A 25,834-nucleotide genomic window follows, 5' to 3' on the forward strand; every position below is an offset into this window, starting at 1 on the left:
TTGTTCTCCCTATGCATGAAGCTTGAACGACTCGGCGTACTTCTTCGGGTCCTTGCCGTCCCAGACCGAGCCGTCGAACAGCTTGCTGGTGCGCATCATTTCCTTGGGCACCGGTGTCTGAGTGGCTGCGGCGGCCTGCTTGTAGATGTCGATGCGGTTGATCTCGGTGGCCACCTTCAGGTAGTCGGGGTGTTCCTTCAGCAGGCCCCAGCGCTTGTGCTGCGTGAGGAACCACATGCCGTCCGACAGGTACGGGAAGTTCACGGCGCCGCCGTTGTAGAACTTCATGTGGTTGGGGTCGTCCCAGCTCTTGCCCAGGCCGTTGGTGTAGCGGCCCAGGATGCGCTGGTTGATGGCGTCCACGCTGGTGTTGACGTAGCTCTTGTCGGCGATGGTCTCGGCCATCTTGTTCTTGTTCTGCAGGCCGGTGTCGATCCACTTGCCGGCCTCGAGGATGGCGGCGGTCACGGCGCGCGCGGTGTTCGGGTACTTCTTGGTGAACTCGGCCGTGGTGCCGAGCACCTTCTCGGGGTGGTCCTTCCAGATGTCCTGCGTGGTGATGGCCGTGATGCCGATGCCGTCCATGATCGCGCGCTGGCCCCAGGGTTCGCCCACGCAGTAGCCGTCCATGTTGCCCACGCGCATGTTGGCCACCATCTGCGGCGGCGGCACGGTGATGTTCTTCACGTCCTTGAACGGGTCGATGCCGGCGGAGGCGAGCCAGTAGTAGAGCCACATGGCGTGCGTGCCGGTGGGGAAGGTCTGCGCGAAGGTGTATTCGCGCTTCTCGCTGGCGATGAGCTTGGCGAGCGAGGCCGCATCGACCGCGCCCTTGTCCGAGAGCTTCTTCGACAGCGTGATGGCCTGGCCGTTGTTGTTGAGCGTCATGAGCACGGCCATGTCCTTCTTGGGGCCGCTCACGCCGAGGTGCACGCCGTAGACGAGGCCGTAGAGCACGTGCGCCATGTCGAGCTCGCCGTTGACCAGCTTGTCGCGCACGCCGGCCCAGCTGGCTTCCTTGCTGGGGACGATCTTCACGCCGTACTTCTTGTCGATGCCGAGCACCGAGGCCATCACCACGCTGGCGCAGTCGGTCAGCGGGATGAAGCCGATCTTCACTTCTTCCTTCTCGGGCTTGTCCGAGCCCTGGGCCCAGACGGCGGCGCGCAGCGCCGGGTCGATGCCGACGGCGCCGATGGCAGCGGCTTGCAATACGCGGCGTCGGCTGAGGCGGGTTTTGAGCAGGTCGGTCATGGGGCGGGGCTCCGGTTGAAGACAAACAACAAACAAGAAAGACAAAAACGAAAAGGCGTCCGCACCGCGCAGGGGCTGCTCGAAAACGAGCCCTTGCGGGATGGGGACGCCTTTGTCCGGTTCGGTGGGAGACACCCGCCGTTGGGTGCCGCCTGCCTGAAGACCCATTGAGGGGCCTACGAACTTATTGCTTGCAAGCGGTGTGCCAGCCTTCGGGTGCCATGAGCTGCTATCAAGAAAGTAGCGGGGTGCGGCCGCACAGCATGGGAGAGGGCCCGATCAGGCCGGGAAGCGCCGATGGCACGGTTGTTGTGCACTGCACCAAGTTGAACGGCAGGACCGCTTCAACGCGGCGGCGCGCGGTCGAGCATGGGCAGGTAGTCGGCCATTGCCAGCATCGACTCGGCCACGTCGACCAGCCGCCGCTTCTGGTTCATGGCGGTCTGGCGCAGCATCTTGTGCGCGTCTTCTTCGCTGAGTCGGCGGTGCGCCATCAGCAGGCCCTTGGCGCGTTCGACGATCTTGCGTTCGTTGAGCGAGGCGCGCACGGTTTCGAGCTCGTCGCTCATGGCCTGCAGGCGGTGCGACTGTTCCTGGACCATGTCGAGCACCGAGCGTTCGAGATGGCGGCCGAACTGCGCGGGAGCGGCCGACTGCGCATCGGCGTCGTCGAAGAACAGGGCGCCAGCCTGCGGGGCCAGCGTGTCGAGCAGCTGCCGGTATTCCTGCAGCTCGCTGCGCGCCTGTGCGGTCTTGCGCTCGCACAGCGCGCGCAGGTCGGCGGCCAGGCGGTCCTCGACGATCTTCATGGCGTCGATGCGGCGGGTGCAGCAGTCGAACCAGGCCTGGCTGAGCGGCACGTCAGCCGGCGTGGAGGCGGCGCCGCGCCGGCGGATGCGTTCGAGCTCGGCCACTTCGGCATCGGGCTGGCTGTTGCGCCACAGCGCGAGCACCGCCTCGCCGGAGAAATCGGTGAACACCTGGAAGCAGCGTTCCTGCGATTCGATCAGGTGCAGCCACTGCAGGCGCTGCGCTTCGTCGCTGCGGCCCAGCGCCAGCGCGGCGGAGCCGAAGGCGCGCTCCTGGCCGGCGAATTCCTTGCCCTGCATGAAGTTGAACATCGCGACCAGCAGGCGCGAGATCTCGGGGTCGGTGGCGCCGTCGGCCGCCTCGAACACCACCGACAGCAGGCCCGCGACGAGCTTGGCGAACGCGGCGGTGGATTGCGCCGGCTTCAGCTCGAGCGCATCGATGCGGCGGCGCAGGCCGGGCAACGCGTCCAGACCCGGGAGCACCCATGCGATGCGGCTGAACAGGCGCGCGCTGTTGCCGGCGCCCGCGCCGCGGTGGTTGTCGGCCTCGAGCTGGTCGAAGCCGGCGCGCACCTCCTGCTCCAGTGCGATGCATTCGGCGATCTGCGGGCCGCGCTGGTCGGCGAAGCGGGCGCCGCGAGAGGTGAGGAACATGTTCGACATGCCCCGCTCGCGCTGCAGCGCGTGGACGAGGCGGCCGATCAGGCTCACCAGTTCGCTGGTGCGGGCGAGCTGATCCAGCTCGTCGATTTCGCAGCGACGGGCAGCGATCAGAAAACTCAGTCCGGATTTCATGGTGGGAGGGCGCGGGGCTCTGGCATGGTCGACGCAACATCCGTGCCTCGGGGAGTGGAGAGCGCCGCCGTTTGCCCCTTCGCGGGTGCCGGGGGAGGGCGCCGCCTACACTCGGCGGCATGCTCTTGTTGGGAATCGAATCATCCTGCGATGAAACCGGCGTGGCGCTGGTCGAGTCGCACGGCGACGCGCTGCCGCTGCTGCTTTCGCACGCGCTGCACAGCCAGATCGCCATGCACCAGGCCTACGGCGGCGTGGTGCCCGAACTGGCCAGCCGCGACCACATTCGCCGCGTGCTGCCGCTGACCGAAGCCGTCATGGCCGAAGCCGGCCGCACGCTGGGCGAGATCGACGTGGTGGCCTACACACGCGGGCCGGGCCTGGCGGGCGCGCTGCTGGTGGGCGCCGGCGTGGCCTGTGCGCTGGGCGTGGCGCTTGGCAAGCCGGTGCTGGGCGTGCATCACCTCGAAGGGCATCTGCTGTCGCCGTTCCTGAGCGCCGATCCGCCGGAGTTTCCGTTCGTCGCGCTGCTCGTGTCGGGCGGCCACACCCAGCTGATGCGGGTGGACGGCGTGGGCCGCTACGAGCTGCTCGGCGAAACCATCGACGACGCGGCCGGCGAGGCCTTCGACAAGAGCGCCAAGCTCATGGGCTTGCCGTACCCGGGTGGGCCGTGGCTCGCGAAGCTGGCCGAAGGCGGCAGTGCCACGGCCTTCAAGCTGCCGCGGCCGCTGCTGCACAGCGGCGATCTCGATTTTTCTTTTGCCGGCCTGAAGACGGCCGTGCTCACGCAGGCCAAGAAGCTCGGCGACCAGCTCGAAGCGAACAAGGCCGACTTGGCCGCGTCCACGCAGGCAGCCATCGTCGAGGTGCTGCTGAAGAAGTCGCTTGCCGCGCTCGACCAGACCGGGCTCAAGCGCCTGGTGGTGGCGGGGGGAGTGGGAGCCAACAGGAATCTGCGCGAACAGCTGAACGCCGCGTGCGCCAAGCGCAAGGTGCGCGTGCACTACCCGGAGCTGCACCTGTGTACCGACAACGGCGCGATGATCGCCATGGCTGCGGCAATGCGGCTGCAGTCGGGGCTGTCGCAGGCGAGCGAGCGCTATGCCTTCGACGTCAGGCCGCGATGGCCCATGGCTTCGCTACCGGAGACTGCGTAAGCAGTTGCTTTGATCGGCCGATTGCCGGCAGCGGCAGTACGTCGAGCACGTTGCGCCACAGCTGGCGCCACTGCGGCCAGTCATGGCCACCCTCGGTCGTGAAGACGCGCCCCGGCGGCAGGGCGTCGGCCAGCAGCTTGTGGTTGCTGGCAAAGCGGTCGTCGAGCCCGAAGCCCAGGTAGAGCGGCGGCAGGTTCTGCGACGGCTGGGCTTCCAGGTACTGCTGGAAGAAGGGCCAGAGCTTGCGGTCGGGCTCTTCGTCGGGCTGCGGCCCGGTAGGCGCCTGCCAGGTGCGCAGGCCGCCGGCCTTCTTGATCTCCGCGCCGAGCACCCGGCGTCCCAGGTAGGGCGCGAGCGCCACGATGCCGTCCACCGAGCCCGGCCGCGCCAGTTCGTGAATGAGCGCGCCGAAGCCGCCGATGGAAATGCCCACGAGCCAGATCGACTTGTAGCCCTTGGCGCGCTGCGGCTCGATGACCTCGGTGTGGAGGCGATCGCTCAGCGTCTGTTCGTAGTAGTAGGAAACATCCGCGTCCACCAGCAGGGAGTCGGCCGCCAGATGGCGTTCGCGCACGGCTGCGATGAACCCTTCGCGCTCGAACTCGTCGGGCTTCAGGTACGCCCCGGGCAGGAACACCAGGAGCGTGTCGGATTGTTCGTTGGGGTTGGCGGATTGAAGGTGCGTTTTCATGGTGCCTTTGGGGCACCCGAACCGCACCGTAGCGAGTTCGGTGCGTTTACGAGACGCCCACGAAGAAGAAAGTTCTAAGAAAACGTCACATCATGTGACGTTATCTAGCGCTATTGTGAATAAGGTGCTCGTTTAAAGTCAAAACGAGGCCTTAACTAACATTTTCCTCTTGTGGGCATAGGCCAAATTAGTTGATTTGTAACTGAGTGGCCTGGCTCACGGGGACCAGCTTGCCGAGCTTCAGCGTGAGCACGCCGTTCTCGAGCTTTGCTTCGCTGGTGGCCACGTCGATGTCCTGCGGCAGCTCGTAGGCGGCCTTGAACTGGCGCTTGGCTTCGGCCTTGCTGTCGATGCGCAGCACGGCGCCTTCGATGCTGATCGCGAGGTCCTCGCGCGTGAAACCCGGCACGTCGAGCGAGAGGGTCCAGCTCTTGTCGTCCTGCTCGACCAGCGGCGAGCGGCGGGCACCGGCGAAGGCATCGTTCACGAAGCGTTCGAACGAGCGGTCATAGGCGCGGGGAGCAAAGCGGGCGGTGCGAAGGGTGGGGGCGAAAAACATGATGAAGAACTCCTGAATCAACACAATGGGGACAAGGAATGTGTGTCCCTTACACTGCGCGGCCGTTCAATCGTGAGTGCCGCTTGAGACCTCATCTAGGCGCAGCCGCACGCGTTTCAAGACAATGAATCCCCCCTTTATTTGGCGTCGCGAGGCCTTGAAATTCGCGGCGCTGGCGCTATGCGCGAGGCCCTTCGCCGCGCTGGCACAAGCATCGGTTTCATCGCCACCTGCGCCCATTCGCCTGGCACTCATCGAAAGCATGAGCGGCCCCTTCGCCAACACCGGCGAGGCCGTGTTCCGCAATCTGTTGTGGGCGGTGGAGCGCGTGAATGCGCGCGGCGGCATCAAGCTGCCCGGCGGCGCGCGGCCCCTGCAGCTCGATCGCTACGACAGCAAGGGACAGAACGAAGAAGCGCTCTCCGCGCTGCGCGCCGCGATGGACGACGGCGCGCGCATCGTGCTGCAGGGCAACTCGTCGGCCACGGCCGCGGCGCTGGTCGATGCCATCGACAAGAACAACGAGCGCGACCCGTCGCGGCGCGTGATCTTCCTCAACTACGCGGCGGTCGACCCGGTGCTCACGAACGAGCGCTGCAGCTTCTGGCACTTTCGCTTCGACGCCCATGCCGACATGCGCGTGGCAGCGCTGATGGACGTGGTGAAGGACGACGCAGCGCTTAGGCGCGTCTACCTGATCGGACAGGACTACAGCTTCGGCCAGGCCGTGCTGCGCGAGGCGCGCCGGCAGCTCGGCGCACAGCGGCCCGACGTGGAGATCGTCGGCGACGAGCTGCACCCGATGGGCAAGGTGAAAGACTTTGCGCCCTATGCCACCAAGATCATCGCGAGCGGTGCGCAGGCCGTGGTCACGGGCAACTGGGGCAACGACCTCACGCTGCTGGTGAAGGCGGCGCGCGAAGCGGGCTTCAACGGCACCTTCTATACCTTCTACGGCAATGCGCTCGGTGCGCCCGCAGCCATCGGCGATGCGGGCATCGGACGCGTGATCGCGGTGGCCGACTGGCTGCCCAACGTGCAGACGACGCAGTCCGAAGCCTTCTACCGCGCCTTCCGCGCGCGCTTTCCGAAGCCAGCCGAAGACTATGTGCACATGCGGCTGGCGCTGATGATCGAAGCGCTCGTACAGGCCATCGAACGCGCGGGCAGTGTCGACGCGGTGCCTGTGGCACGCGCGCTGGAGCAGGCCGACGTGAGCCTGTACGGCCAGCGCGGGCGCATGCGCGCTGCGGACCACCAGTTCCAGCAGCAGCTCGTGGTCGGCGTGATGGACAGGCAGGGCAGGCCGGGCGTGCAGTTCGACGTCGAAGGCTCCGGCTACGGCTTTCGGGTGGTCAAGACCATCGCCCCCGAGCGCGCCGAGCTGCCGACCTCGTGCAAGATGAAGAGACCTTGATGACGATGATGAACAGGACAACCAGACATGCGTGAAGCCATCCACAACCTCGAAGCATCGAAGATCCGCGAAGTCGCCAATGCCGGCATGGGCCGCGACGACGTGCTGGCCTTCTGGTTCGGCGAAAGCGACGAAGTCACACCCGAGGTGATCCGCCAGTCGGCCATCGAGTCGCTGCAGCGGGGCGAAACCTTCTACGCCCACAACCTCGGCCTGCCCGAACTGCGCGAAGCCATCGCGCGTTATACCAGCGGGCTGCATCCGGCGGTCGACGCCTCGCGCATCGCCGTCACCTCGGGCGGCGTGAGCGCGCTGATGCTCGCGGTGCAGGCGCTGGTCGATGCGGGCGACGAAGTGGTCGCCGTGACGCCGGTGTGGCCCAACCTGACGGCGCAGCCCGCGATCATGGGCGCGCACGTGCGCACGCTGTCGCTGGTGCCGGTGAAGGGCCAGTGGACGCTCGACCTGCCCGCGTTGCGCGCAGCGGTCACGTCGAAGACGAAGCTGCTGATCGTCAACGCGCCGAACAACCCCACGGGCTGGACCATGACGCGCGACGAGCAGCAGGCCGTGCTCGACCATTGCCGCAAGACCGGCACGTGGATCCTTGCCGACGAGGTGTACGAGCGGCTGTACTACGAGCCGACGCCCAATGGCTGCGCGCCGAGCTTCCTCGACATCTCGAAGCCTGACGACCGTATCGTCGTCACGCACAGCTTCTCGAAGAGCTTCCTGATGACGGGCTGGCGCCTCGGCTGGCTGGTGCTGCCGCCGTCGATGGTGGACGGCATCGGCAAGCTGATCGAGTTCAACACCTCATGCGCCAGCGTGTTCACGCAGCGCGCCGCCATCACCGCCATCGAGCACACGAGCGAGATCACGCCGCGCGTGGTGGCGCACCTGAAGCAATGCCGCGACACGCTGGTGCCGCTGCTGGCGGCGCTGCCGGGCGTGCAGGTGGCCTCGGCCAAGGGCGGCATGTACGCCTTCTTCCGGCTCGAAGGCTTCGGCGATTCGCTCGAAGTGGCCAAGCGGCTGGTGGCAGAGGCGGGCCTGGGGCTCGCGCCGGGCAACGCCTTCGCACCTGAAGCGCAGGGCTGGCTGCGCTGGTGCTTTGCGTCGAAAGACCCGCAGCGGCTGGTGAAGGGCGTGGAGCGGTTGCGCAACTGGCTGGCGGAACAACAACCCGGCAAGGGCTGAGCCGGCTGCAATTTCGTTCAAGACGCGGCGCACCGGGGCCGCGAAGCTCGGGTTTTTCTCGAAAGCGAAAGGCTCGGCATGTTGTCGCAACGGTTGAAGGGGATGGCGCTGTGCGCGCTGGCGATGGTCACGGTCGGCAGCACGGTGGTGGCCAGCAAGGTCATCGCGGGCGGGCTGCCGCCGTTCACCGCGACCGCGCTGCGGTTCGCGATGGCGCTGCCGGTGTTCCTGGTGCTGCTGCGGCTGACCCGCACGCCGTGGCCGCGGCCCGGCCGGCAGGATCTGGCGCTGCTGGTGTGCCAGGCGGGGCTGGGGAGCGTGGGCTACACCGTGCTGCTGATCCTTGGCGTGCGCTGGGCACCGGCGGCCAGTGCGGGCGTGGTGGCGGGCACCTTGCCTGCTGTGGCGGCGCTGGTGGCGGTGATTGCGCTGCGCGAGCGGCCGGGGCGGTTTCTGGTGGGCAGCATCGTGCTGGCGACGGCGGGGGTGCTGGCGATCAGCTGGCCCGGGGCGGGCCAGGCTTCGGCGGGGGACTCAAAATCCCCGGCGGCGCTGATCGGCAACCTGCTGGTTTTGGGCGCGGTGGTTTGCGAGGCGATGTTCATCCTGCTCAACAAGCGCCTGCGGGTGCCGGTGCGTCCGCTGGCGCTGTCGACGCTGATGACGGCCTTCGGGCTGCTGCTGTCACTGGTACCAGCGCTGTTCGAGCGAGCTTGGGAGCACCCCTTGCCGGCGGAGGCGCTGGCTGGTGTCGCCTACTACGCGTTAGTGCCAACGGTGCTGGGCTTCGTGCTGTGGTTTGCCGGATCGTCCCGGCTGCGCGGGGCCGAGGCGGCGCTTTTCACGGCCGTTCTGCCGGTTTCGGCGCTGGCGCTGGCCGCGCTCTGGCTGGGCGAAAGCATCAGCCTGGCGCAGATCGGCGGGGCAGCCTGCGTGCTGGGCGCCGTGGGGCTGGCTTCGCTCGATGAAAGGCCCCCAAAGGGGCCTGAAAGCCCGATCAGGACGGTCGGGCTATAATTCCAAGGCTTTGCATGCCGCAAGGCGCACGGTGGGTGCAGTTCCAGCGCACACCGCAAGTCAAACATCCCGGAACAAGGAAATTAACATGATCGCAGCCTCCATCAAGGCAGAAGTTGTCAAGGACAACGCCCGCGCCGCCAACGACACCGGCAGCCCCGAAGTGCAAGTCGCACTGCTGACCGCCCGCATTAACGAGCTCACCCCCCACTTCAAGACGCACGCCAAGGACCACCACGGCCGTCGCGGCCTGCTGCGCATGGTGAGCCGCCGCCGCAAGCTCCTCGACTACCTCAAGTCCAAGGACGCCGACCGTTACACCGCGCTGATCGCCAAGCTGGGTCTGCGCAAGTAAATCGAATCGCATGAAAAAACGCCTGGGTTAGTCCGCTAGCTCAGGCGTTTTTTACTTCGCGATCCACTTTCGGAGTGCCCAAACAGAGCGAAGCTGTGTCATTCCAATGAAGTTCGCCCCGAGCTTCGCTGGAATGGCATCGTGTTCTGAGAAGCCTCCGTCTCTTGCGGACTCTGTGTAGTCTGCTATCAAAACAGGAGCAAAACATGAGCCTCTTCAACAAAGTCACCAAGTCGTTCCAATGGGGCGACAAGACCGTCGTCATGGAAACGGGTGAAATCGCCCGCCAGGCCAGCGGTGCCGTGCTCGTCGACATCGACGGCACCGTCATCCTCGCGACCGTGGTTGCCTCCAAGTCGGCCAAGGCCGGCCAGGACTTCTTCCCGCTGACCGTCGACTACATCGAGAAGACCTACGCCGCGGGCAAGATCCCCGGCAGCTTCTTCAAGCGCGAAGCCAAGCCCAGCGAACACGAAACGCTGACCAGCCGCCTGATCGACCGCCCGATCCGCCCGCTGTTCCCCGAAGGCTTCCTGAACGAAGTGCATGTGGTCATCCACACCGTGTCGCTCAACCCCGAAGTCGATGCCGACATCGCCGCCATGATCGGCGTGAGCGCTGCGCTGTCGATCTCCGGCGTGCCGTTCAACGGCCCGATCGGTGCAGCCCGCGTGGGCTACATCAACGGCCAGTACGTGCTGAATCCGGGCCAGACGGCTCGCAAGGATTCGCAGATGGACCTCGTCGTCGCCGGCACGCAATCCGCCGTGCTGATGGTCGAATCCGAAGCCCTGCAGCTCAGCGAAGAAATCATGTTGGGCGGCGTGGTGTTCGGCCACGAGCAAGCCAATATCGCCATCAACGCGATCCATGAACTCGTGCGCGACGCCGGCAAGCCGGTGTGGGACTGGAAGGCCCCCGCCGAAGACGAAGCCTTCGTCGCCAAGGTCAAGGGCCTGGCCGAAGACAAGCTGCGCGCCGTCTATCAAATTCGCAGCAAGCAAGCCCGTACGCAAGCCCTGCGCGAAGCCAACGCCAGCGTGCTCGAGGCACTGAAGGCCGAAGGCGCCGAGTTCGACTCCGGCAAGGTCAGTGACCTGCTGTTCGCCATCGAATCGAAGATCGTGCGCAGCCAGATCCTGTCGGGCGAGCCCCGCATCGACGGCCGCGACACGCGCACCGTGCGTCCCATCGAAATCCGCAACTCGGTGCTGCCCCGCACCCACGGTTCGGCGCTGTTCACGCGCGGCGAAACCCAGGCGCTGGTCATCACCACGCTCGGCACCGAACGCGACGCTCAGCGCATCGACGCGCTGGCCGGCGAATACGAAGACCGCTTCCTGTTCCACTACAACATGCCTCCCTTTGCCACCGGCGAAGTGGGCCGCATGGGCTCGACCAAGCGCCGCGAAATCGGCCACGGCCGCCTGGCCAAGCGCGCGCTCGTCGCCGTGTTGCCGAACAAGGAAGAATTCCCGTACACGGTTCGCGTGGTGTCGGAAATCACCGAGTCGAACGGCTCGTCGTCGATGGCTTCGGTCTGCGGCGGCTGCCTCTCGATGATGGACGCCGGCGTGCCCATGAAGGCGCACGTGGCCGGCATCGCCATGGGCCTGATCAAGGAAGACAACCGCTTCGCGGTGCTGACCGACATCCTGGGCGACGAAGATCACCTGGGCGACATGGACTTCAAGGTTGCGGGTACCACCAACGGCATCACCGCGCTGCAGATGGACATCAAGATCCAGGGCATCACCAAGGAAATCATGCAGGTCGCACTGGCACAGGCCAAGGAAGCGCGCATGCACATCCTGGGCAAGATGCAGGAAGCCATGGGCGAGGCCAAGGCCGAAGTCTCCAGCTTCGCACCGCGCCTGACCACGCTGAAGATCAACCCCGAGAAGATCCGCGACGTGATCGGCAAGGGCGGCTCGGTCATCCGTGGCCTGCAGGAAGAAACCGGCACGACGATCAACATCGACGAAGACGGCACCATCACCATCGCTTCGACCGATCCGGAAAAGGCCGAGCTGGCCAAGAAGCGCATCGAGCAGATCACGGCCGAAGTTGAAATCGGCAAGGTCTACGAAGGCCCGGTCACCAAGATCCTGGACTTCGGCGCGCTCATCAACCTGCTGCCCGGCAAGGACGGCCTGCTGCACATCAGCCAGATTGCGCACGAACGCGTCGAGAAGGTGACCGACTATCTGAGCGAAGGCCAGATCGTCAAGGTCAAGGTTCTGGAAACGGACGAGAAGGGCCGCGTCAAGCTGTCCATGAAGGCCCTGACCGAGCGTCCGGCCGGCATGGAATACAGCGAGCGCCCGCCGCGCGAAGACCGCGGTGACCGTGGCGAGCGCCGTGACCGTGGCGATCGCGGCGACCGCGGTGGTGACCGTGGCGAGCGCGCACCGCGCTTCAACAACGAGCAACAGCAGCCGCGCAACGAGCAGCCGCAGGCTCCGGCCGGCGAGCAGCAGCAACAAGCCCCGCGCGAGCCTCAGGAGTAAGAAGGGCGCAACGACGGTCCTTCGGCTGCCGTTGCTATCTTTTGAACATCAAGCTTCGCCCCATCTGCGGGCGTTGGAGGCCGAAAGACCATGAAAGCCATTGAAATCACTTCGTACGGTGCCCCCGAGGTGCTGCGCGTTGCGCAGCGTCCCGACCCGGTAGCGGGTGCGGGCGAACTGCTGATCCGTGTGGCGGCAAGTGGCGTCAATCGCCCGGACGTGCTGCAGCGCAAGGGGCACTACCCCGTGCCGCCGGGCGCTTCCGATCTGCCGGGCCTCGAAGTGGCCGGCGAGATTGTCTCGGGTGACGCTGCGGCGCTGGCCGAGGCGGGCTTCAAGGTTGGTGACCGTGTCTGTGCGCTGATCGCCGGTGGCGGCTATGCCGAGCTGTGCGTGGCGCCCGTGGCGCAATGCCTGCCGGTGCCCAAGGGCTGGAGCGACATCGATGCAGCTTCGCTGCCCGAGACCTTCTTCACCGTCTGGAGCAATGTGTTTGACCGCGGCCGCCTGCAAAAGGGTGAGACGCTGCTGATCCAGGGCGGCTCGAGCGGCATCGGCGTCACGGCGATCCAGATCGCCAAGGCGCTCGGTGCGACCGTGATCGTCACGGCCGGCAGCGACGACAAGTGCGAAGCCTGCCTGAAGCTCGGCGCCGACCATGCCATCAACTACCGCACGAGCGACTTCGTCGAAGAGGCGAAGAAGCTCACCGGCGGCAAGGGTGTGGACGTGGTGCTCGACATGGTTGCCGGCGACTACGTGGCGCGCGAGATCGAGTGCCTGGCCGAAGATGGCCGGCTCGTGATCATCGCGGTGCAGGGCGGCGTGAAGAGCGAGATCAATGCGGGCCTCGTGCTGCGCAGGCGGCTCACGATCACCGGCTCGACGCTGCGTCCGCGGCCGGTGGCGTTCAAGGGCGCCATTGCCAAGGCCCTGCGCGAGAAGGTGTGGCCACTGCTGGAAAGCGGCGCAATCAAGCCCGTGATCCACAGCATCTTTGCGGCGGCGGGCGAGCCCAGCGGCGCAGCCCAGGCTCACGCGCTGATGGAATCGAACCAGCACATCGGCAAGATCGTGCTGACATGGTGAGTGACGAGAAGACGAACGCGATGACGACCAAGAAGAAACTGATCGCTGGCAACTGGAAGATGAACGGCAGCCTGGCTGCCAACGAGGCGCTGGTGAAGGCCTTGCAGCAAGGCCTGGCCGCAAGTCCGGCGGCTTGCGATGTGGCGCTGTGCGCGCCTGCGCCGTACTTCGCGCAACTGCAGTCGCTGCTGGCGGGTTCGCCGGCACTGGCGTTGGGCGCGCAGGACATTTCGGCTCATCCGCAAGGCGCCTTCACCGGCGAGCAATCGGCGGCGATGCTGAAGGACTTCGGCGTGCGCTATGCCATCGTCGGTCACTCCGAGCGTCGGCAATACCACGGCGAGACCGATGAAGCGGTCGCGGCCAAGACGGCGGCAGCGCTGGCCAATGGCATCACGCCGATCGTCTGTGTCGGCGAAACGCTGGCACAGCGCGAAGCAGGGCAGACCGAAGAAGTCGTCAAGCGTCAGCTGGCTGCGGTCATTCATGTGAACGGCCATTGCATCAGCGAGATCGTCGTGGCGTACGAGCCTGTCTGGGCCATCGGTACGGGCAAGACGGCTACGCCGGAGCAGGCGCAAGCGGTGCATGCGGTGCTGCGCGCGCAGTTGCATCACGCAGCGAGCGAGCATGCAGCCGGCATTCAGATTCTTTATGGCGGCAGCATGAACGCCGCCAACGCCGCAGAACTGCTGGCGCAGGCCGACATCGATGGCGGCCTCATCGGTGGCGCTTCGCTCAAGGCGCCCGATTTTCTGCAGATCATTTCCGCCGCTGCGCGCTGAACGCGCAACGGCTGTATCACTTAGGAGTAAGAACGAATGAACCTGGTCCTCAATCTACTGGTCGGTGTGCAGATGCTGACGGCCCTCGCAATGATCGGCCTGATCCTGATCCAGCACGGCAAGGGCGCCGACATGGGTGCGGCCTTCGGCAGCGGCAGTGCCGGCAGCCTGTTCGGTGCCAGCGGCAGTGCCAACTTCCTCTCGCGCACCACGGCTGTGCTTGCTGCGGTGTTCTTCGCATGCACGCTGCTGCTGGCCTATTTCAGCCACGCGCGTCCTGCGGGCGGCGGCAGTCTTCTGGAGCGCGCTGCAGTGGGTGCGCCGGCCACGCCGGCTTCTGGTGCAGCGAGTGAAATTCCTGGTGCGGCGGCTCCCAGTGCGCCTGCTTCGGCTCCTGCTGCCCCGGTTTCGGGCGCGGGTCAGATTCCGAGCAAGTAATCAACTCGTTTTCATGAGTTGCCTGTGAGAAATGGCTTCATTTCAGGGTAAACTCTAAATCTGTTCGGAAAGCCAAATGCCTCTTGCAGGTACCTCATGCCATCCGAGCAGCAAAAACCGCGGTCGTGGTGAAATTGGTAGACACGCTATCTTGAGGGGGTAGTGGCGAAAGCTGTGCGAGTTCGAGTCTCGCCGACCGCACCAAATCTCATCGGCAGAAAGCCTCATCCAGGGGCTTCTCTTGCCGGTGGCAAGCGGTGAAAAACTCTCGATGAATCTCGACTCCTACCTCCCCGTCCTTTTGTTCATTCTGGTCGGAGTCGGCGTAGGCGTCGCCCCTCAGGTCATCGGATACATTCTCGGCCCCAACAGGCCCGACGCCGCAAAGAACGCTCCCTACGAGTGTGGCTTTGAAGCCTTCGAGGACGCACGCATGAAGTTCGACGTGCGCTACTACCTCGTTGCGATTCTCTTCATCCTGTTCGATCTCGAAATTGCCTTTCTCTTTCCGTGGGCCATTGCGCTCAAGGAGATCGGTGCTGTCGGCTTCTGGGCCATGATGATCTTTCTCGCCATCCTCGTCGTGGGCTTCGCCTACGAGTGGAAAAAAGGCGCGCTCGACTGGGAATGACAAGGAATCACGATGGCCATTGAAGGCGTTCTCAAAGAAGGTTTCGTCACCACCACCTACGACTCGGTGGTGAATTGGGCGAAGACCGGATCTCTCTGGCCGATGACCTTCGGCCTCGCATGCTGTGCGGTGGAAATGATGCACGCGGGCGCCGCCCGCTACGACATCGATCGTTTCGGCATGCTGTTTCGCCCCAGCCCACGTCAGTCCGATCTGATGATCGTGGCCGGAACGCTGTGCAACAAGATGGCTCCGGCCTTGCGCAAGGTCTACGACCAGATGCCCGAGCCGCGCTGGGTGTTGTCGATGGGTTCGTGCGCGAATGGCGGTGGCTACTACCACTACAGCTATTCCGTCGTGCGCGGCTGCGACCGCATCGTGCCGGTCGATGTCTACGTTCCGGGTTGCCCGCCCACCGCCGAGGCTTTGCTCTACGGCGTGATCCAGTTGCAGCAGAAGATTCGCCGCACCAACACCATTGCCCGCGCCTGAGGGATTGCCGACGATGACTGACTTTGCAATTTCGCCGGAGGTGCTGCGCGCCACCATCGCCGAGACGCTCGGTGCCAAGGCCAAGAGCGTGACGCTTGCCCTGGAAGAGGTGACCGTGGTGGTCGGCGCTGCCGACTACATAGAAGCCGCCTTGCTGCTGCGCGATGCGCCCGGCTGCCGCTTCGAGCAGCTGATCGACCTCTGCGGCATGGACTACTCCGACTACCGCGAAGGTGAGTGGCAGGGCGAACGCTACTGCGTCGTCACGCACCTGCTGTCGGTAAGCCTCAACCAGCGCGTGCGCCTGAAGGTGTTCGCGCCGAACGAAGACCTGCCTGTGGTCGATTCGCTGCAGCCCGTCTGGAATGCCGCCACCTGGTTCGAGCGCGAAGCCTTCGACCTCTACGGCATCGTGTTCGACGGTCACGACGACCTGCGCCGCATCCTGACCGACTACGGCTTCATCGGCCATCCGTTCCGCAAGGACTTCCCGGTGTCGGGTCACGTCGAGATGCGTTACGACGAAGAACAGAAGCGCGTGGTCTACCAGCCGGTTTCCATCGAGCCGCGCGAAATCACCCCGCGCGTGATCCGCGAAGACAACTACGGCGGCGGTTTGCACTGATATGGCCGAAATCAAGAACTACACACTCAACTTCGGTCCCCAGCACCCTGCGGCACACGGCGTGCTGCGCCTGGTGCTCGAGCTGGACGGCGAAGTGATCCAGCGCGCCGACCCCCACATCGGCCTGCTGCACCGCGCGACCGAGAAGCTTGCCGAATCGCGCACCTTCATCCAGTCGCTGCCGTACATGGACCGTCTCGACTACGTGTCGATGATGAGCAACGAGCACGCGTACTGCCTCGCCATCGAGCGGATGATGGGCCTCGAAGTGCCGATCCGCGCGCAGTACATCCGCGTGATGTTCGCCGAGATCACCCGCCTGCTGAACCACCTGCTGTGGCTCGGTGCGCACGGTCTGGATTGCGGTGCGATGAACATGCTCATCTACTGCTTCCGCGAGCGCGAAGACCTGTTCGACATGTACGAGGCCGTGTCCGGCGCGCGCATGCACGCGGCGTACTTTCGTCCGGGTGGCGTCTACCGCGACCTGCCGGATGCAATGCCGCAGTACAAGGTCAGCAAGATCAAGAACGCGAAGGCTATCGAGAAGCTCAACGAGAACCGCCAGGGCTCGCTGCTCGACTTCGTCGACGACTTCTGCAAGCGCTTCCCGAAGATGGTCGACGAGTACGAGACGCTGCTCACCGACAACCGCATCTGGAAGCAGCGCACCGTGGGCATCGGCGTGGTCACGCCGGAGCGCGCGCTGAATCTCGGCTTCACCGGCCCCATGCTGCGCGGCTCGGGCATCGAATGGGACCTGCGCAAGAAGCAGCCCTACGACGTCTACGACCAGATGCAGTTCGACGTGCCCGTCGGCAAGACCGGCGACTGCTACGACCGCTACCTGGTCCGCGTCGAAGAGATGCGCCAGGCCAACAAGATCATCCAGCAGTGCTCGGCCTGGCTGCGTGCCAACCCCGGCCCTGTCATCACCGATAACCACAAGGTCGCCGCGCCCGCGCGCGAATCGATGAAGGCGAACATGGAGGAGCTGATCCACCATTTCAAGCTCTTCACCGAAGGCTTCCACGTGCCCGAAGGCGAGGCGTATGCCGCCGTCGAGCATCCGAAGGGCGAGTTCGGTATCTATCTCGTGAGCGACGGCGCCAACAAGCCGTACCGCCTGAAGATCCGCGCCCCTGGTTTCCCGCACCTCGCCGCCCTCGACGAAATGTCGCGCGGTCACATGATCGCCGACGCTGTCGCGGTGATCGGCACGATGGACATCGTGTTCGGCGAGATCGACAGGTGAGAAAGAGCGAATGACGACTTCCTCGACCCACCATGACGCGGCGCCCTCGGCGCCGTTGAAGACTACGATCCTCGAGCGCTTTGCGCGCGAGGTCGCCAAGTACCCCGAAGCAGGCAAGCAATCCGCCGTGATGGCCTGCCTCGCCATCGTCCAGCAGGACGAGGGCCACGTCAGCCTGCAGCGCGAGCGCGAGATTGCCGAGTACCTCGGCATGGCGCCCATCGCCGTGCATGAAGTGACGACCTTCTACAACATGTACAACCAGCATCCGGTGGGCAAGTTCAAGCTCAACGTGTGCACCAACCTGCCTTGCCAGCTGCGCGATGGCGTCACCGCCCTCGTGCACCTCGAGAAGAAGCTCGGCATCAAGATGGGCGAGACCACGGCCGACGGCCTGTTCACGCTGCAGCAGAGCGAATGCCTGGGCGCCTGCGCCGATTCGCCCGTGATGCTGGTCAACGACCGCACCATGTGCAGCTTCATGAGCAACGAGAAGCTCGACCAGCTCATCGAAGGCCTGCGCGGTTCCACCAAAGGGGAGGCTGCCTGATGTCACCCGAACAAGTGCTCCAGCAGTTCCAGGCGACGGGCGTCCAGACCTGCTTCCATGACCGTCACATCGAGCCGCAGATCTATGCGGGCCTCGACGGCACCAACTGGCGTCTGGCCGACTACGAGGCGCGCGGCGGCTACCAGGCGCTGCGCAAGATCCTCACCGAGGGCCTCACGCCCGACCAGGTGATCGCCGAAGTCAAGGCTTCGGGCCTGCGCGGCCGTGGCGGCGCCGGTTTTCCGACCGGCCTGAAGTGGAGCTTCATGCCCCGCCAGTTCCCGGGCCAGAAGTACCTCGTCTGCAATTCGGACGAAGGCGAACCGGGCACGTGCAAGGACCGCGACATCCTGCAGTTCAACCCGCACATCGTGATCGAAGGCATGGCCATCGCCGCGTATGCGATGGGCATCAGCGTGGGCTACAACTACATCCACGGCGAGATCTTCCAGAGCTACGACCGCTTCGAGGAAGCCCTCGAAGAAGCGCGCGCCGCCGGCTACCTCGGCGACAAGATCATGGGCAGTACGTACAACTTCCAGTTGCACGCCGCCCACGGCTTCGGCGCCTACATCTGCGGCGAAGAAACCGCGCTGCTCGAATCGCTCGAAGGCAAGAAGGGCCAGCCGCGCTTCAAGCCGCCGTTCCCGGCCAGCTTCGGCCTGTACGGCAAGCCGACCACCATCAACAACACCGAGACCTTCGCGGCGGTGCCCTGGATCATCCGCAACGGTGGTCCGGCTTACCTCGAATGCGGCAAGCCGAACAACGGCGGTACCAAGATCTACTCGGTGAGCGGTGACGTCGAGCTACCCGGCAACTACGAAGTGCCCATGGGCACGCCGTTCTCCAAGCTCCTCGAGCTGGCCGGCGGCGTGCGCAAGGGCCGCACGCTGAAGGCCGTGATCCCCGGCGGATCGTCGGCGCCGGTGCTGCCGGCCGACATCATGATGGCCTGCACCATGGACTACGACTCCATCGCCAAGGCCGGCTCCATGCTCGGTTCGGGCGCGGTGATCGTCATGGACGACAGCCGTTCGATGGTCGAGTCGCTCAAGCGCCTCTCGTACTTCTACATGCACGAGTCCTGCGGCCAGTGCACGCCGTGCCGCGAAGGCACTGGCTGGCTCTACCGCGTGGTGGACCGCATCCACAACGGCCAGGGCAAGCCCAGCGACCTGCAACTGCTGGACTCCGTCGCCGGCGACATCATGGGCCGCACCATCTGTGCGCTCGGCGATGCGGCAGCGATGCCGGTGCGCGCCATGATCAAGCACTTCCGTCACGAGTTCGAAGCCCTGATCCCGGGCTACGTTCCGACGGCGCCCGTCAAGGCCTGAGCGCGAGAAGAAACATACTCATGATCGAAATCGAACTCGACGGCAAGAAGGTCGAAGTGACCGAAGGCAGCATGGTGATGCATGCGGCCGACAAGGCGGGCACGTACATCCCGCACTTCTGCTATCACAAGAAACTCAGCATCGCGGCCAACTGCCGCATGTGCCTCGTCGACGTGGAAAAAGCGCCCAAGCCGATGCCGGCCTGTGCCACGCCCGTCACGCAGGGCATGATCGTTCGCACCAAGAGCGAAAAGGCCATCAAGGCGCAGCAGTCGGTCATGGAGTTCCTCCTGATCAACCATCCGCTGGATTGCCCCATCTGCGACCAGGGCGGCGAATGCCAGCTGCAGGACCTGGCCGTTGGCTACGGCGGTTCTTCTTCGCGCTACGAAGAAGAAAAGCGCGTCGTGTTCCACAAGGACGTGGGCCCGCTGATCAGCATGGAAGAAATGAGCCGCTGCATCCATTGCACGCGCTGCGTCCGCTTTGGCCAGGAAGTGGCCGGCGTGATGGAGCTCGGCATGTCGCACCGCGGCGAGCACTCCGAAATCGAAACTTTCCTCGGCGACTCGGTCGACTCCGAACTGTCGGGCAACATGATCGACATCTGCCCGGTCGGCGCGCTCACGAGCAAGCCCTTCCGCTACAGTGCCCGCACCTGGGAACTGTCGCGTCGCAAGTCGGTGAGCCCGCATGACTCCACCGGCGCCAACCTGATCGTCCAGGTCAAGAACAACCGCGTGATGCGCGTGGTGCCGCTCGAGAACGAAGACGTCAACGAGTGCTGGATTGCCGACCGCGACCGCTTCTCGTACGAAGCGCTCAATGGCCCGGAACGCCTGACGCAGCCCATGCTGAAGCAGGGCGGCCAGTGGCAGCAGGTCGACTGGCAGACGGCGCTCGAGTACGTTGCCAACGGCCTCAAGCAGATCAAGGCCGACCACGGCGCGCAAAGCATTGGCACGCTGGTCAGCCCACACAGCACGCTCGAGGAGCTGCAGCTCGCCGCCTTGCTCACGCGTGAACTCGGCAGCGACAACATCGACTACCGCCTGCGCAACGCCGAATTCACGGCGTTCGAAGGCGTGCGCTGGCTCGGCACCTCGATCGCTTCGCTCACGCAAGTGCAGCGCGCGCTGGTCGTCGGCTCGAACCTGCGCAAGGAACATCCGCTGTTCGCACAGCGCATCCGCCAGGCCGTGCGCAAGGGCGCCGTGCTGTCGGTGATCACTTCGGCCAGCCTGATGGCTGCCCGCGACGCCTGGGCCATCGACGTGGCGCAGGCGTCCATCGTCGAAGCCGATCAATGGGTCGAGGCGCTGGCCGCAGTTGCTGCCGCCATCGGCCAGACCAATGGCGCAGCCGCGCCCCTGGCACCGAAGAACGCGCCTGACGCCGCCGCGCAAGCCATCGCAGCCTCGCTGCTGAGCGGCGAACGCAAGGCCATCCTGCTCGGCAATGCAGCTGCCCACCACGCACAAGCCAGCAGCCTGCTGGCCCTCGCGAACTGGATCGGTGCGCAAACGGGCGCCACCGTCGGCTACCTGACCGAAGCCGCCAACACCGTTGGCGCGCAGATCGTCGGCGCTTTCCCGAAGAACGGCGGCCTCGATGCCGGCCGCATGCTCGCCGCCGGTTCCGGCCTGAAGGCCGTGATGCTGCTGAACACCGAGCCGGTGTTCGACTCGGCCGCTGGCGCCGCCGCTGCCGATGTCATCGGCAATGCGCAAATGGTCGTCACGCTGAGCCCCTTCAAGGCCAACCTCGAGTTCAGCGACGTGCTGCTCCCGATCGCTCCGTTCACCGAAACCCCCGGTACCTTCGTCAATGCCGAAGGCCGCCTGCAAGGTTTCCATGCCGTCGTGAAGCCGCAAGGCGAAACGCGCCCGGCGTGGAAGGTGCTGCGCGTGCTGGCCAACCTGCTGGGCCTGCCCGGCTTCGCGTTCGAATCGACCACTGAGGTGCTGGCCACCATCGGTGACAAGGGCGCGGTGCCGGCGAATGCGCTGAACAACGCCACCTCCGCCAATGCCGTCGCTTCCAGCGGTGCAACTGCTGCACCCGTGGTCGCGAGCATCTACCAGCTCGACTCGATCGTGCGCCGCGCACCGTCGCTGCAACTGACTGCCGACGCGCGCAATGCATCGGCTGGATCGAACGTGTCGGCGCGTGCCGAGGAGGCACTGGCATGATCGTCGACACCATTCATGGCTTCGGCCAGGGGCTGGTTGCCGCAGGCTGGTGGACCGCTGTGGTCTGGCCCCTTATCTGGACGCTGATCAAGATCATCGTGGTCGTGATCCCGCTGATGCTGGCTGTGGCGTACCTCACGCTGTGGGAACGCAAGGCCATCGGCTTCACGCAGATCCGTATCGGCCCGAACCGCATCGGACCGCTGGGCCTGCTCCAGCCGATCGCCGACGCGCTCAAGCTGATGACCAAGGAAATCATTCTTCCGACGGTCGCCAACAAGGGCCTGTTCCTGCTGGGCCCGATCATGACCATCATGCCGGCGCTCGCCGCATGGGCCGTGATTCCCTTCGGCCCCGACGTGGCGCTGGCCAACATCAACGCCGGCCTGCTGTTCGTGATGGCCATCACCTCCCTCGAGGTGTACGGCGTGATCATCGCCGGCTGGGCCTCGAACTCGAAGTACGCCTTCCTGGGCGCGCTGCGCGCCTCGGCACAGATGGTGAGCTACGAAATCGCGATGGGCTTCTGCTTCGTCGTGGTGCTGATGGTCACCGGCAGCCTGAACATGAGCGAGATCGTGAACGTCCAAGGCAAGGGCATGTTCGCCAGCATGGGCGTCGGCTTCCTGTCGTGGAACTGGCTGCCGCTGCTGCCGATCTTCGTCGTGTACTTCATCTCCGGTCTGGCCGAGACCAACCGCCACCCGTTCGACGTGGTGGAAGGCGAGTCCGAAATCGTTGCCGGCCACATGATCGAGTACTCGGGCATGAGCTTCGCGATGTTCTTCCTGGCCGAGTACGCCAACATGTGGCTCGTCTCGATCCTGACCGTGGTGCTGTTCCTCGGCGGATGGCTGCCGCCGTTCGAGTTCCTGAGCATCATTCCGGGCTGGATCTGGCTGGGCCTCAAGACCTTCTGCGTGGTCACCATGTTCCTGTGGGTGCGTTCGACGTTCCCGCGCTTCCGCTATGACCAGATCATGCGTCTGGGCTGGAAGATCTTCATTCCCGTCACCCTCGTGTGGCTGGTCGTGGTCGGTGGCTGGATGCAGACGCCGTTCAACATCTGGAAATAACAGGAAGCGCCAACATCATGTCTGCTGCGCACACCGCAACACCGTCCGCGCCGTTCTCGCTCAAGGACTTCCTGGGCAGCTTCATGCTGTTCGAGCTGTTCAAGGGCCTGGCCATTACCGGCAAGTACGCCTTTGCCCGCAAGATCACGGTGCAGTTCCCCGAAGAGAAGACGCCGCTGTCGCCGCGATTCCGCGGCCTGCACGCGCTGCGCCGCTATGAAAACGGCGAAGAGCGCTGCATTGCCTGCAAGCTCTGCGAGGCTGTCTGCCCGGCGCTGGCCATCACCATCGAATCGGATGTGCGCGACGACGGCTCGCGCCGCACCACGCGCTACGACATCGACCTGACCAAGTGCATCTTCTGCGGCTTCTGCGAAGAGAGCTGCCCGGTCGACTCGATCGTCGAGACGCACATCTTCGAATACCACGGCGAAAAGCGCGGCGACCTGTACTTCACCAAGGACATGCTGCTGGCCGTGGGCGACCGCTACGAAAAAGAAATCGCAGCGAACAAGGCGGCTGACGCCAAGTACCGCTGATTCCGACCAGCCCGAACCCCGTACCAATTCGAATTCCAATGGACGTCAAGACCGGTCTGTTCTATCTGTTTGCCGTGGTGCTGCTGTTTGCAGCGTTCCGCGTCATCACCGCCCGCAACCCCGTGTACGCCGCGCTGTACCTGGTTCTGGCCTTCTTCCAGGCATCGGCCATCTGGCTGCTGCTGCGCGCCGAGTTCCTCGCGATCTCGCTTGTGCTGGTGTATGTCGGCGCCGTGATGGTGCTCTTCCTGTTCGTGGTGATGATGCTGGACATCAACGTCGACGGCCTGCGAGAGGGCTTCTGGAAGCACTTTCCGCTGGCGGCAGGCGTCGGTGCGCTGATTGCGCTCGAAATGGCGGCCGTGCTCATGGGCGGCTTCCGCCTCGGCGAGCCGCGCGCTGCTGCCGGTGCGTTGGGGGCCAACACTTCCAATACGCTCGAACTCGGCAAGCTGCTTTACTCCGAATACCTCTACCCGCTGGAAATTGCCGCGGTCATCCTGCTCGTGGCCATCGTGGCCGCCATCGCGTTGACGCTGCGCACCCGCAAGGACAGCAAGTACGTCAACCCGGCCGACCAGGTCCGCGTGAAGGCGCGCGACCGCGTGCGTATCGTGCAGATGCCGGCAACGCGTGCTGCCGAGCCTGTGGTTGAAGCTGCGGACGCTGCAAAGGAAAACAAGGCATGACGCTCACGCTCGGACACTTTCTTTCGCTCGGCGCGATGCTCTTCGCGCTGTCCGTGATCGGCATCTTCCTGAACCGCAAGAACCTGATCGTCCTGCTGATGGCCATCGAGCTGATGCTGCTCGCGGTCAACATGAACTTCGTGGCGTTCTCGCACTTCCTGGGCGACATGCACGGCCAGATCTTCGTGTTCTTCATCCTGACGGTGGCTGCGGCCGAGTCGGCCATCGGGCTGGCGCTGCTGGTTCTGCTGTTCCGCAACAAGTCGAACATCAACGTCGACGAACTCAACTCGCTCAAGGGTTGAAAGCAACATGAGCGCAACCCTTTCCGCATCCACCTTGCTGGCCGTGCCGCTGGCACCCCTGGTCGGCGCCGCTGTCGCTGGCCTGTTCGGCACCAAGTTCGGCGGCAATCACATCGGCCGCAAGGTCACGCATTCGCTGACCATCCTGGGCGTGCTGGTCGCCTTCATCATCTCGGCCATGACGCTCAAGAGCGTGGTGGCCGACGGCGCCCGCTTCAACGAAACCATCTATGAATGGATGGTCGTGGGCGGCCTGAAGATGGAAGTCGGCTTCATGGTCGACGGCCTCACCGCCATGATGATGTGCGTCGTGACCTTCGTGTCACTGATGGTCCACATCTACACCATCGGCTACATGGAAGAAGACGACGGCTACAACCGCTTCTTCGCGTACATCTCGCTGTTCACCTTCTCGATGCTGATGCTCGTCATGAGCAACAACATGCTCCAGCTGTTCTTCGGCTGGGAAGCGGTGGGCCTGGTGTCGTACCTGCTGATCGGTTTCTGGTTCAACAAGCCGACCGCGATCTTCGCGAACATGAAGGCCTTCCTGGTCAACCGTGTGGGCGACTTCGGCTTCATCCTCGGCATCGGCCTGATCGCCGCCTACGCCGGCACGCTGAACTACACCGAGGCCTTTGCCAAGGCGGGTACGCTGGCCGGTATCACGTTCCCGGGCACCGAGTGGATGCTCATCACCGTGATCTGCATCTGCCTGTTCATCGGCGCGATGGGCAAGAGCGCCCAGTTCCCGCTGCACGTGTGGCTGCCCGACTCGATGGAAGGCCCGACGCCCATCTCCGCGCTGATCCACGCGGCAACGATGGTGACGGCCGGCATCTTCATGGTGGCGCGCATGTCGCCGCTGTTCGAGCTGAGCGACACGGCACTGAGCTTCATCCTCGTGATCGGCGCCATCACCGCGCTGTTCATGGGCTTCCTGGGCATCATCCAGAACGACATCAAGCGCGTGGTCGCGTACTCGACGCTCTCGCAGCTCGGCTACATGACGGTGGCGCTCGGTGCCTCGGCCTACTCGGTCGCGGTGTTCCACCTGATGACGCACGCGTTCTTCAAGGCGCTGCTGTTCCTCGGCGCCGGCTCGGTGATCATCGGCATGCACCACAACCAGGACATCCGCTGGATGGGCGGTGTGCGCAAGTACATGCCGATCACCTGGATCACCTCGCTGCTGGGTTCGCTCGCGCTGATCGGCACGCCGTTCTTTGCCGGCTTCTACTCGAAGGACAGCATCATCGAGGCGGTGCACGAAAGCCACCTGTGGGGCGCGAACTTCGCGTACTACGCGGTGCTGGCCGGCGTGTTCATCACGGCGTTCTATTCGTTCCGCATGTACTTCCTGGTCTTCCACGGCAAGGAACGCTACGACCAGAACCCCGATGCGCACCATGACGACCATGGCCACGGTCATGACGATCATGGTCACGGCCATGACCAGAAGCCGCACGAATCGCCTTGGGTCGTCTGGCTGCCGCTGGTGCTGCTGGCCATCCCCTCGGTGGTGATCGGCTTCATGACGATCGAGCCGATGCTGTTCGGCGAGTTCTTCAAGAACGCGATCGTCGTGGACGGCACCAAGCACCACGCCATGAAGGAACTGGAAGAAGCCTTCCACGGCCCGGTGGCCATGGCCATCCACGGCCTGCAGGCTGCGCCGTTCTGGCTGGCGCTGGCTGGCGTGGTCCTGTCCTGGTACATGTACATGATCAACCCGGCGCTGCCGGCTGCGATCAAGCGCGCCTGCGGCCCGATCTACCGCCTGCTCGAGAACAAGTACTACATGGACTGGTTCAACGAGAACGTCATTGCCCGCGCCACGCGCGCGCTTGGCACCGGTCTGTGGAAGGGTGGCGACCAGGCCTTGATCGACGGAGCCGTCGTCAACGGTTCGTGGAAAGTGATCGGCCGGATTTCGGGTGTGGTGCGCTGGATGCAGTCTGGCTACATCTACCACTATGCCTTCGCGATGCTGCTCGGCATCTTCATCCTGATGACGTACTTCGTCTGGTTCAAACGCTGAGCCTAGCGCTGGAGAAA

Annotated in this window: 25 protein-coding genes and 1 tRNA gene; 22 read left to right on the forward strand and 4 right to left on the reverse strand. The window is 64.6% G+C overall.

Going from position 1 to position 25,834, the window contains the following annotated elements; translation table 11 throughout:
• Positions 1-9 precede the first annotated feature (9 nt).
• Positions 10-1,254, reverse strand: a complete 1,245-nt coding sequence (locus ACN9MV_RS11720; protein ID WP_426392335.1) for a CmpA/NrtA family ABC transporter substrate-binding protein — start codon at positions 1,252-1,254, stop codon at positions 10-12.
• Between the two features lie 344 nt (positions 1,255-1,598).
• Positions 1,599-2,861, reverse strand: a complete 1,263-nt coding sequence (locus ACN9MV_RS11725) for a nitrate- and nitrite sensing domain-containing protein (protein ID WP_426392337.1) — start codon at positions 2,859-2,861, stop codon at positions 1,599-1,601.
• A 119-nt stretch (positions 2,862-2,980) separates the two neighbouring features.
• Between ACN9MV_RS11725 and tsaD the strand changes: the two genes are divergently transcribed.
• Positions 2,981-4,021 (forward strand): tRNA (adenosine(37)-N6)-threonylcarbamoyltransferase complex transferase subunit TsaD, encoded by a 1,041-nt coding sequence (gene tsaD / locus ACN9MV_RS11730; RefSeq protein WP_093057859.1) that lies wholly within the window; start codon positions 2,981-2,983, stop codon positions 4,019-4,021.
• Here tsaD and ACN9MV_RS11735 read toward each other — a convergent pair.
• Positions 3,978-4,712 (reverse strand): alpha/beta hydrolase-fold protein, encoded by a 735-nt coding sequence (locus tag ACN9MV_RS11735; protein ID WP_093057858.1) that lies wholly within the window; start codon positions 4,710-4,712, stop codon positions 3,978-3,980. The genes tsaD and ACN9MV_RS11735 overlap by 44 nt on opposite strands.
• Before the next feature lie 187 nt (positions 4,713-4,899).
• Positions 4,900-5,271: an Hsp20/alpha crystallin family protein gene (locus tag ACN9MV_RS11740; protein ID WP_093057925.1), complete on the reverse strand. Its 372-nt coding sequence runs from the start codon at positions 5,269-5,271 to the stop codon at positions 4,900-4,902.
• Between the two features lie 124 nt (positions 5,272-5,395).
• On the opposite strand from ACN9MV_RS11740, the gene ACN9MV_RS11745 reads away from it, so the two are divergent.
• The 21 genes from ACN9MV_RS11745 (at position 5,396) to nuoL (ending at position 25,817) form a co-directional block, all read left to right on the forward strand.
• Positions 5,396-6,688 (forward strand): branched-chain amino acid ABC transporter substrate-binding protein, encoded by a 1,293-nt coding sequence (locus ACN9MV_RS11745; protein ID WP_426392339.1) that lies wholly within the window; start codon positions 5,396-5,398, stop codon positions 6,686-6,688.
• A 27-nt stretch (positions 6,689-6,715) separates the two neighbouring features.
• A complete protein-coding gene (locus tag ACN9MV_RS11750) occupies positions 6,716-7,888 on the forward strand; it encodes a pyridoxal phosphate-dependent aminotransferase (protein WP_426392340.1) in 1,173 nt (390 codons plus the stop codon).
• Positions 7,889-7,969: 81 nt separating this feature from the next.
• Positions 7,970-8,905 carry a DMT family transporter gene (locus tag ACN9MV_RS11755; RefSeq protein ID WP_426393161.1) on the forward strand — a complete coding sequence of 312 codons (936 nt, stop codon included), beginning with the start codon at positions 7,970-7,972 and terminating at the stop codon, positions 8,903-8,905.
• 88 nt (positions 8,906-8,993) lie between these two features.
• Positions 8,994-9,260 (forward strand): 30S ribosomal protein S15, encoded by a 267-nt coding sequence (gene rpsO, locus ACN9MV_RS11760; protein ID WP_007837783.1) that lies wholly within the window; start codon positions 8,994-8,996, stop codon positions 9,258-9,260.
• Between the two features lie 206 nt (positions 9,261-9,466).
• Positions 9,467-11,770, forward strand: coding sequence for a polyribonucleotide nucleotidyltransferase (gene pnp, locus ACN9MV_RS11765; protein WP_093057854.1), 2,304 nt, complete (start codon positions 9,467-9,469; stop codon positions 11,768-11,770).
• A gap of 90 nt (positions 11,771-11,860) precedes the next feature.
• A complete protein-coding gene (locus ACN9MV_RS11770) occupies positions 11,861-12,859 on the forward strand; it encodes an NAD(P)H-quinone oxidoreductase (RefSeq protein WP_093057853.1) in 999 nt (332 codons plus the stop codon).
• Between the two features lie 20 nt (positions 12,860-12,879).
• Positions 12,880-13,644: a triose-phosphate isomerase gene (tpiA, locus tag ACN9MV_RS11775; protein ID WP_007837775.1), complete on the forward strand. Its 765-nt coding sequence runs from the start codon at positions 12,880-12,882 to the stop codon at positions 13,642-13,644.
• A 36-nt stretch (positions 13,645-13,680) separates the two neighbouring features.
• Positions 13,681-14,082: a preprotein translocase subunit SecG gene (gene secG / locus ACN9MV_RS11780; RefSeq protein ID WP_093057851.1), complete on the forward strand. Its 402-nt coding sequence runs from the start codon at positions 13,681-13,683 to the stop codon at positions 14,080-14,082.
• A 119-nt stretch (positions 14,083-14,201) separates the two neighbouring features.
• Positions 14,202-14,286: transfer RNA gene (locus ACN9MV_RS11785), tRNA-Leu, on the forward strand.
• 67 nt (positions 14,287-14,353) lie between these two features.
• Positions 14,354-14,713: an NADH-quinone oxidoreductase subunit A gene (locus tag ACN9MV_RS11790; RefSeq protein ID WP_012748607.1), complete on the forward strand. Its 360-nt coding sequence runs from the start codon at positions 14,354-14,356 to the stop codon at positions 14,711-14,713.
• A gap of 12 nt (positions 14,714-14,725) precedes the next feature.
• On the forward strand, positions 14,726-15,205 hold the full coding sequence (locus ACN9MV_RS11795) for a NuoB/complex I 20 kDa subunit family protein (protein ID WP_007837763.1): 480 nt from the start codon (positions 14,726-14,728) through the stop codon (positions 15,203-15,205).
• 13 nt (positions 15,206-15,218) lie between these two features.
• Positions 15,219-15,830: an NADH-quinone oxidoreductase subunit C gene (locus ACN9MV_RS11800; RefSeq protein WP_093057850.1), complete on the forward strand. Its 612-nt coding sequence runs from the start codon at positions 15,219-15,221 to the stop codon at positions 15,828-15,830.
• 1 nt (position 15,831) lies between these two features.
• Positions 15,832-17,085, forward strand: coding sequence for an NADH-quinone oxidoreductase subunit D (locus ACN9MV_RS11805; protein ID WP_093057849.1), 1,254 nt, complete (start codon positions 15,832-15,834; stop codon positions 17,083-17,085).
• A 10-nt stretch (positions 17,086-17,095) separates the two neighbouring features.
• Positions 17,096-17,635, forward strand: a complete 540-nt coding sequence (nuoE, locus tag ACN9MV_RS11810; protein WP_093057848.1) for an NADH-quinone oxidoreductase subunit NuoE — start codon at positions 17,096-17,098, stop codon at positions 17,633-17,635.
• A complete protein-coding gene (gene nuoF / locus ACN9MV_RS11815) occupies positions 17,635-18,975 on the forward strand; it encodes an NADH-quinone oxidoreductase subunit NuoF (protein WP_093057847.1) in 1,341 nt (446 codons plus the stop codon). Before nuoE ends, nuoF begins: the two co-directional genes overlap by 1 nt.
• Before the next feature lie 20 nt (positions 18,976-18,995).
• Positions 18,996-21,167, forward strand: a complete 2,172-nt coding sequence (gene nuoG, locus ACN9MV_RS11820; protein WP_426392345.1) for an NADH-quinone oxidoreductase subunit NuoG — start codon at positions 18,996-18,998, stop codon at positions 21,165-21,167.
• Complete coding sequence (nuoH, locus tag ACN9MV_RS11825) at positions 21,164-22,243, forward strand: NADH-quinone oxidoreductase subunit NuoH (RefSeq protein WP_426392346.1); 1,080 nt, start codon at positions 21,164-21,166, stop codon at positions 22,241-22,243. The genes nuoG and nuoH overlap by 4 nt, the downstream gene beginning before the upstream one ends.
• Positions 22,244-22,260: 17 nt before the next feature.
• Positions 22,261-22,782 carry an NADH-quinone oxidoreductase subunit NuoI gene (gene nuoI, locus ACN9MV_RS11830; RefSeq protein WP_042579825.1) on the forward strand — a complete coding sequence of 174 codons (522 nt, stop codon included), beginning with the start codon at positions 22,261-22,263 and terminating at the stop codon, positions 22,780-22,782.
• A gap of 38 nt (positions 22,783-22,820) precedes the next feature.
• Positions 22,821-23,471: an NADH-quinone oxidoreductase subunit J gene (locus ACN9MV_RS11835; protein WP_093057845.1), complete on the forward strand. Its 651-nt coding sequence runs from the start codon at positions 22,821-22,823 to the stop codon at positions 23,469-23,471.
• Positions 23,468-23,776 (forward strand): NADH-quinone oxidoreductase subunit NuoK, encoded by a 309-nt coding sequence (nuoK, locus tag ACN9MV_RS11840; protein WP_019653383.1) that lies wholly within the window; start codon positions 23,468-23,470, stop codon positions 23,774-23,776. The genes ACN9MV_RS11835 and nuoK overlap by 4 nt, the downstream gene beginning before the upstream one ends.
• Positions 23,777-23,783: 7 nt before the next feature.
• The gene (gene nuoL / locus ACN9MV_RS11845; protein WP_426392347.1) at positions 23,784-25,817 is read left to right on the forward strand and encodes an NADH-quinone oxidoreductase subunit L; all 2,034 of its coding nucleotides are present in this window, start codon (positions 23,784-23,786) and stop codon (positions 25,815-25,817) included.
• Positions 25,818-25,834: the final 17 nt, after the last annotated feature.

Origin of the sequence: Variovorax sp. R-27 (assembly GCF_049913215.1) — a bacterium.
GTDB lineage: Bacteria > Pseudomonadota > Gammaproteobacteria > Burkholderiales > Burkholderiaceae_C > Variovorax.

Excerpts from the sequence above, each read along its gene's own strand:
- ACN9MV_RS11740 (WP_093057925.1), bottom strand. The coding sequence starts at position 5,271 with ATGTTTTTCGCCCCCACCCTTCGCACCGCCCGCTTTGCTCCCCGCGCC.
- ACN9MV_RS11735 (WP_093057858.1), bottom strand. The coding sequence starts at position 4,712 with ATGAAAACGCACCTTCAATCCGCCAACCCCAACGAACAATCCGACACG.
- nuoL (WP_426392347.1), top strand. The coding sequence starts at position 23,784 with ATGAGCGCAACCCTTTCCGCATCCACCTTGCTGGCCGTGCCGCTGGCA.
- ACN9MV_RS11790 (WP_012748607.1), top strand. The coding sequence starts at position 14,354 with ATGAATCTCGACTCCTACCTCCCCGTCCTTTTGTTCATTCTGGTCGGA.
- ACN9MV_RS11720 (WP_426392335.1), bottom strand. The coding sequence starts at position 1,254 with ATGACCGACCTGCTCAAAACCCGCCTCAGCCGACGCCGCGTATTGCAA.
- ACN9MV_RS11745 (WP_426392339.1), top strand. The coding sequence starts at position 5,396 with ATGAATCCCCCCTTTATTTGGCGTCGCGAGGCCTTGAAATTCGCGGCG.
- tpiA (WP_007837775.1), top strand. The coding sequence starts at position 12,880 with ATGACGACCAAGAAGAAACTGATCGCTGGCAACTGGAAGATGAACGGC.
- pnp (WP_093057854.1), top strand. The coding sequence starts at position 9,467 with ATGAGCCTCTTCAACAAAGTCACCAAGTCGTTCCAATGGGGCGACAAG.
- ACN9MV_RS11795 (WP_007837763.1), top strand. The coding sequence starts at position 14,726 with ATGGCCATTGAAGGCGTTCTCAAAGAAGGTTTCGTCACCACCACCTAC.
- nuoF (WP_093057847.1), top strand. The coding sequence starts at position 17,635 with ATGTCACCCGAACAAGTGCTCCAGCAGTTCCAGGCGACGGGCGTCCAG.
- ACN9MV_RS11800 (WP_093057850.1), top strand. The coding sequence starts at position 15,219 with ATGACTGACTTTGCAATTTCGCCGGAGGTGCTGCGCGCCACCATCGCC.
- nuoK (WP_019653383.1), top strand. The coding sequence starts at position 23,468 with ATGACGCTCACGCTCGGACACTTTCTTTCGCTCGGCGCGATGCTCTTC.
- nuoG (WP_426392345.1), top strand. The coding sequence starts at position 18,996 with ATGATCGAAATCGAACTCGACGGCAAGAAGGTCGAAGTGACCGAAGGC.
- ACN9MV_RS11725 (WP_426392337.1), bottom strand. The coding sequence starts at position 2,861 with ATGAAATCCGGACTGAGTTTTCTGATCGCTGCCCGTCGCTGCGAAATC.
- nuoI (WP_042579825.1), top strand. The coding sequence starts at position 22,261 with ATGTCTGCTGCGCACACCGCAACACCGTCCGCGCCGTTCTCGCTCAAG.
- tsaD (WP_093057859.1), top strand. The coding sequence starts at position 2,981 with ATGCTCTTGTTGGGAATCGAATCATCCTGCGATGAAACCGGCGTGGCG.
- ACN9MV_RS11835 (WP_093057845.1), top strand. The coding sequence starts at position 22,821 with ATGGACGTCAAGACCGGTCTGTTCTATCTGTTTGCCGTGGTGCTGCTG.
- nuoH (WP_426392346.1), top strand. The coding sequence starts at position 21,164 with ATGATCGTCGACACCATTCATGGCTTCGGCCAGGGGCTGGTTGCCGCA.
- rpsO (WP_007837783.1), top strand. The coding sequence starts at position 8,994 with ATGATCGCAGCCTCCATCAAGGCAGAAGTTGTCAAGGACAACGCCCGC.
- nuoE (WP_093057848.1), top strand. The coding sequence starts at position 17,096 with ATGACGACTTCCTCGACCCACCATGACGCGGCGCCCTCGGCGCCGTTG.
- ACN9MV_RS11770 (WP_093057853.1), top strand. The coding sequence starts at position 11,861 with ATGAAAGCCATTGAAATCACTTCGTACGGTGCCCCCGAGGTGCTGCGC.
- ACN9MV_RS11750 (WP_426392340.1), top strand. The coding sequence starts at position 6,716 with ATGCGTGAAGCCATCCACAACCTCGAAGCATCGAAGATCCGCGAAGTC.
- ACN9MV_RS11805 (WP_093057849.1), top strand. The coding sequence starts at position 15,832 with ATGGCCGAAATCAAGAACTACACACTCAACTTCGGTCCCCAGCACCCT.
- secG (WP_093057851.1), top strand. The coding sequence starts at position 13,681 with ATGAACCTGGTCCTCAATCTACTGGTCGGTGTGCAGATGCTGACGGCC.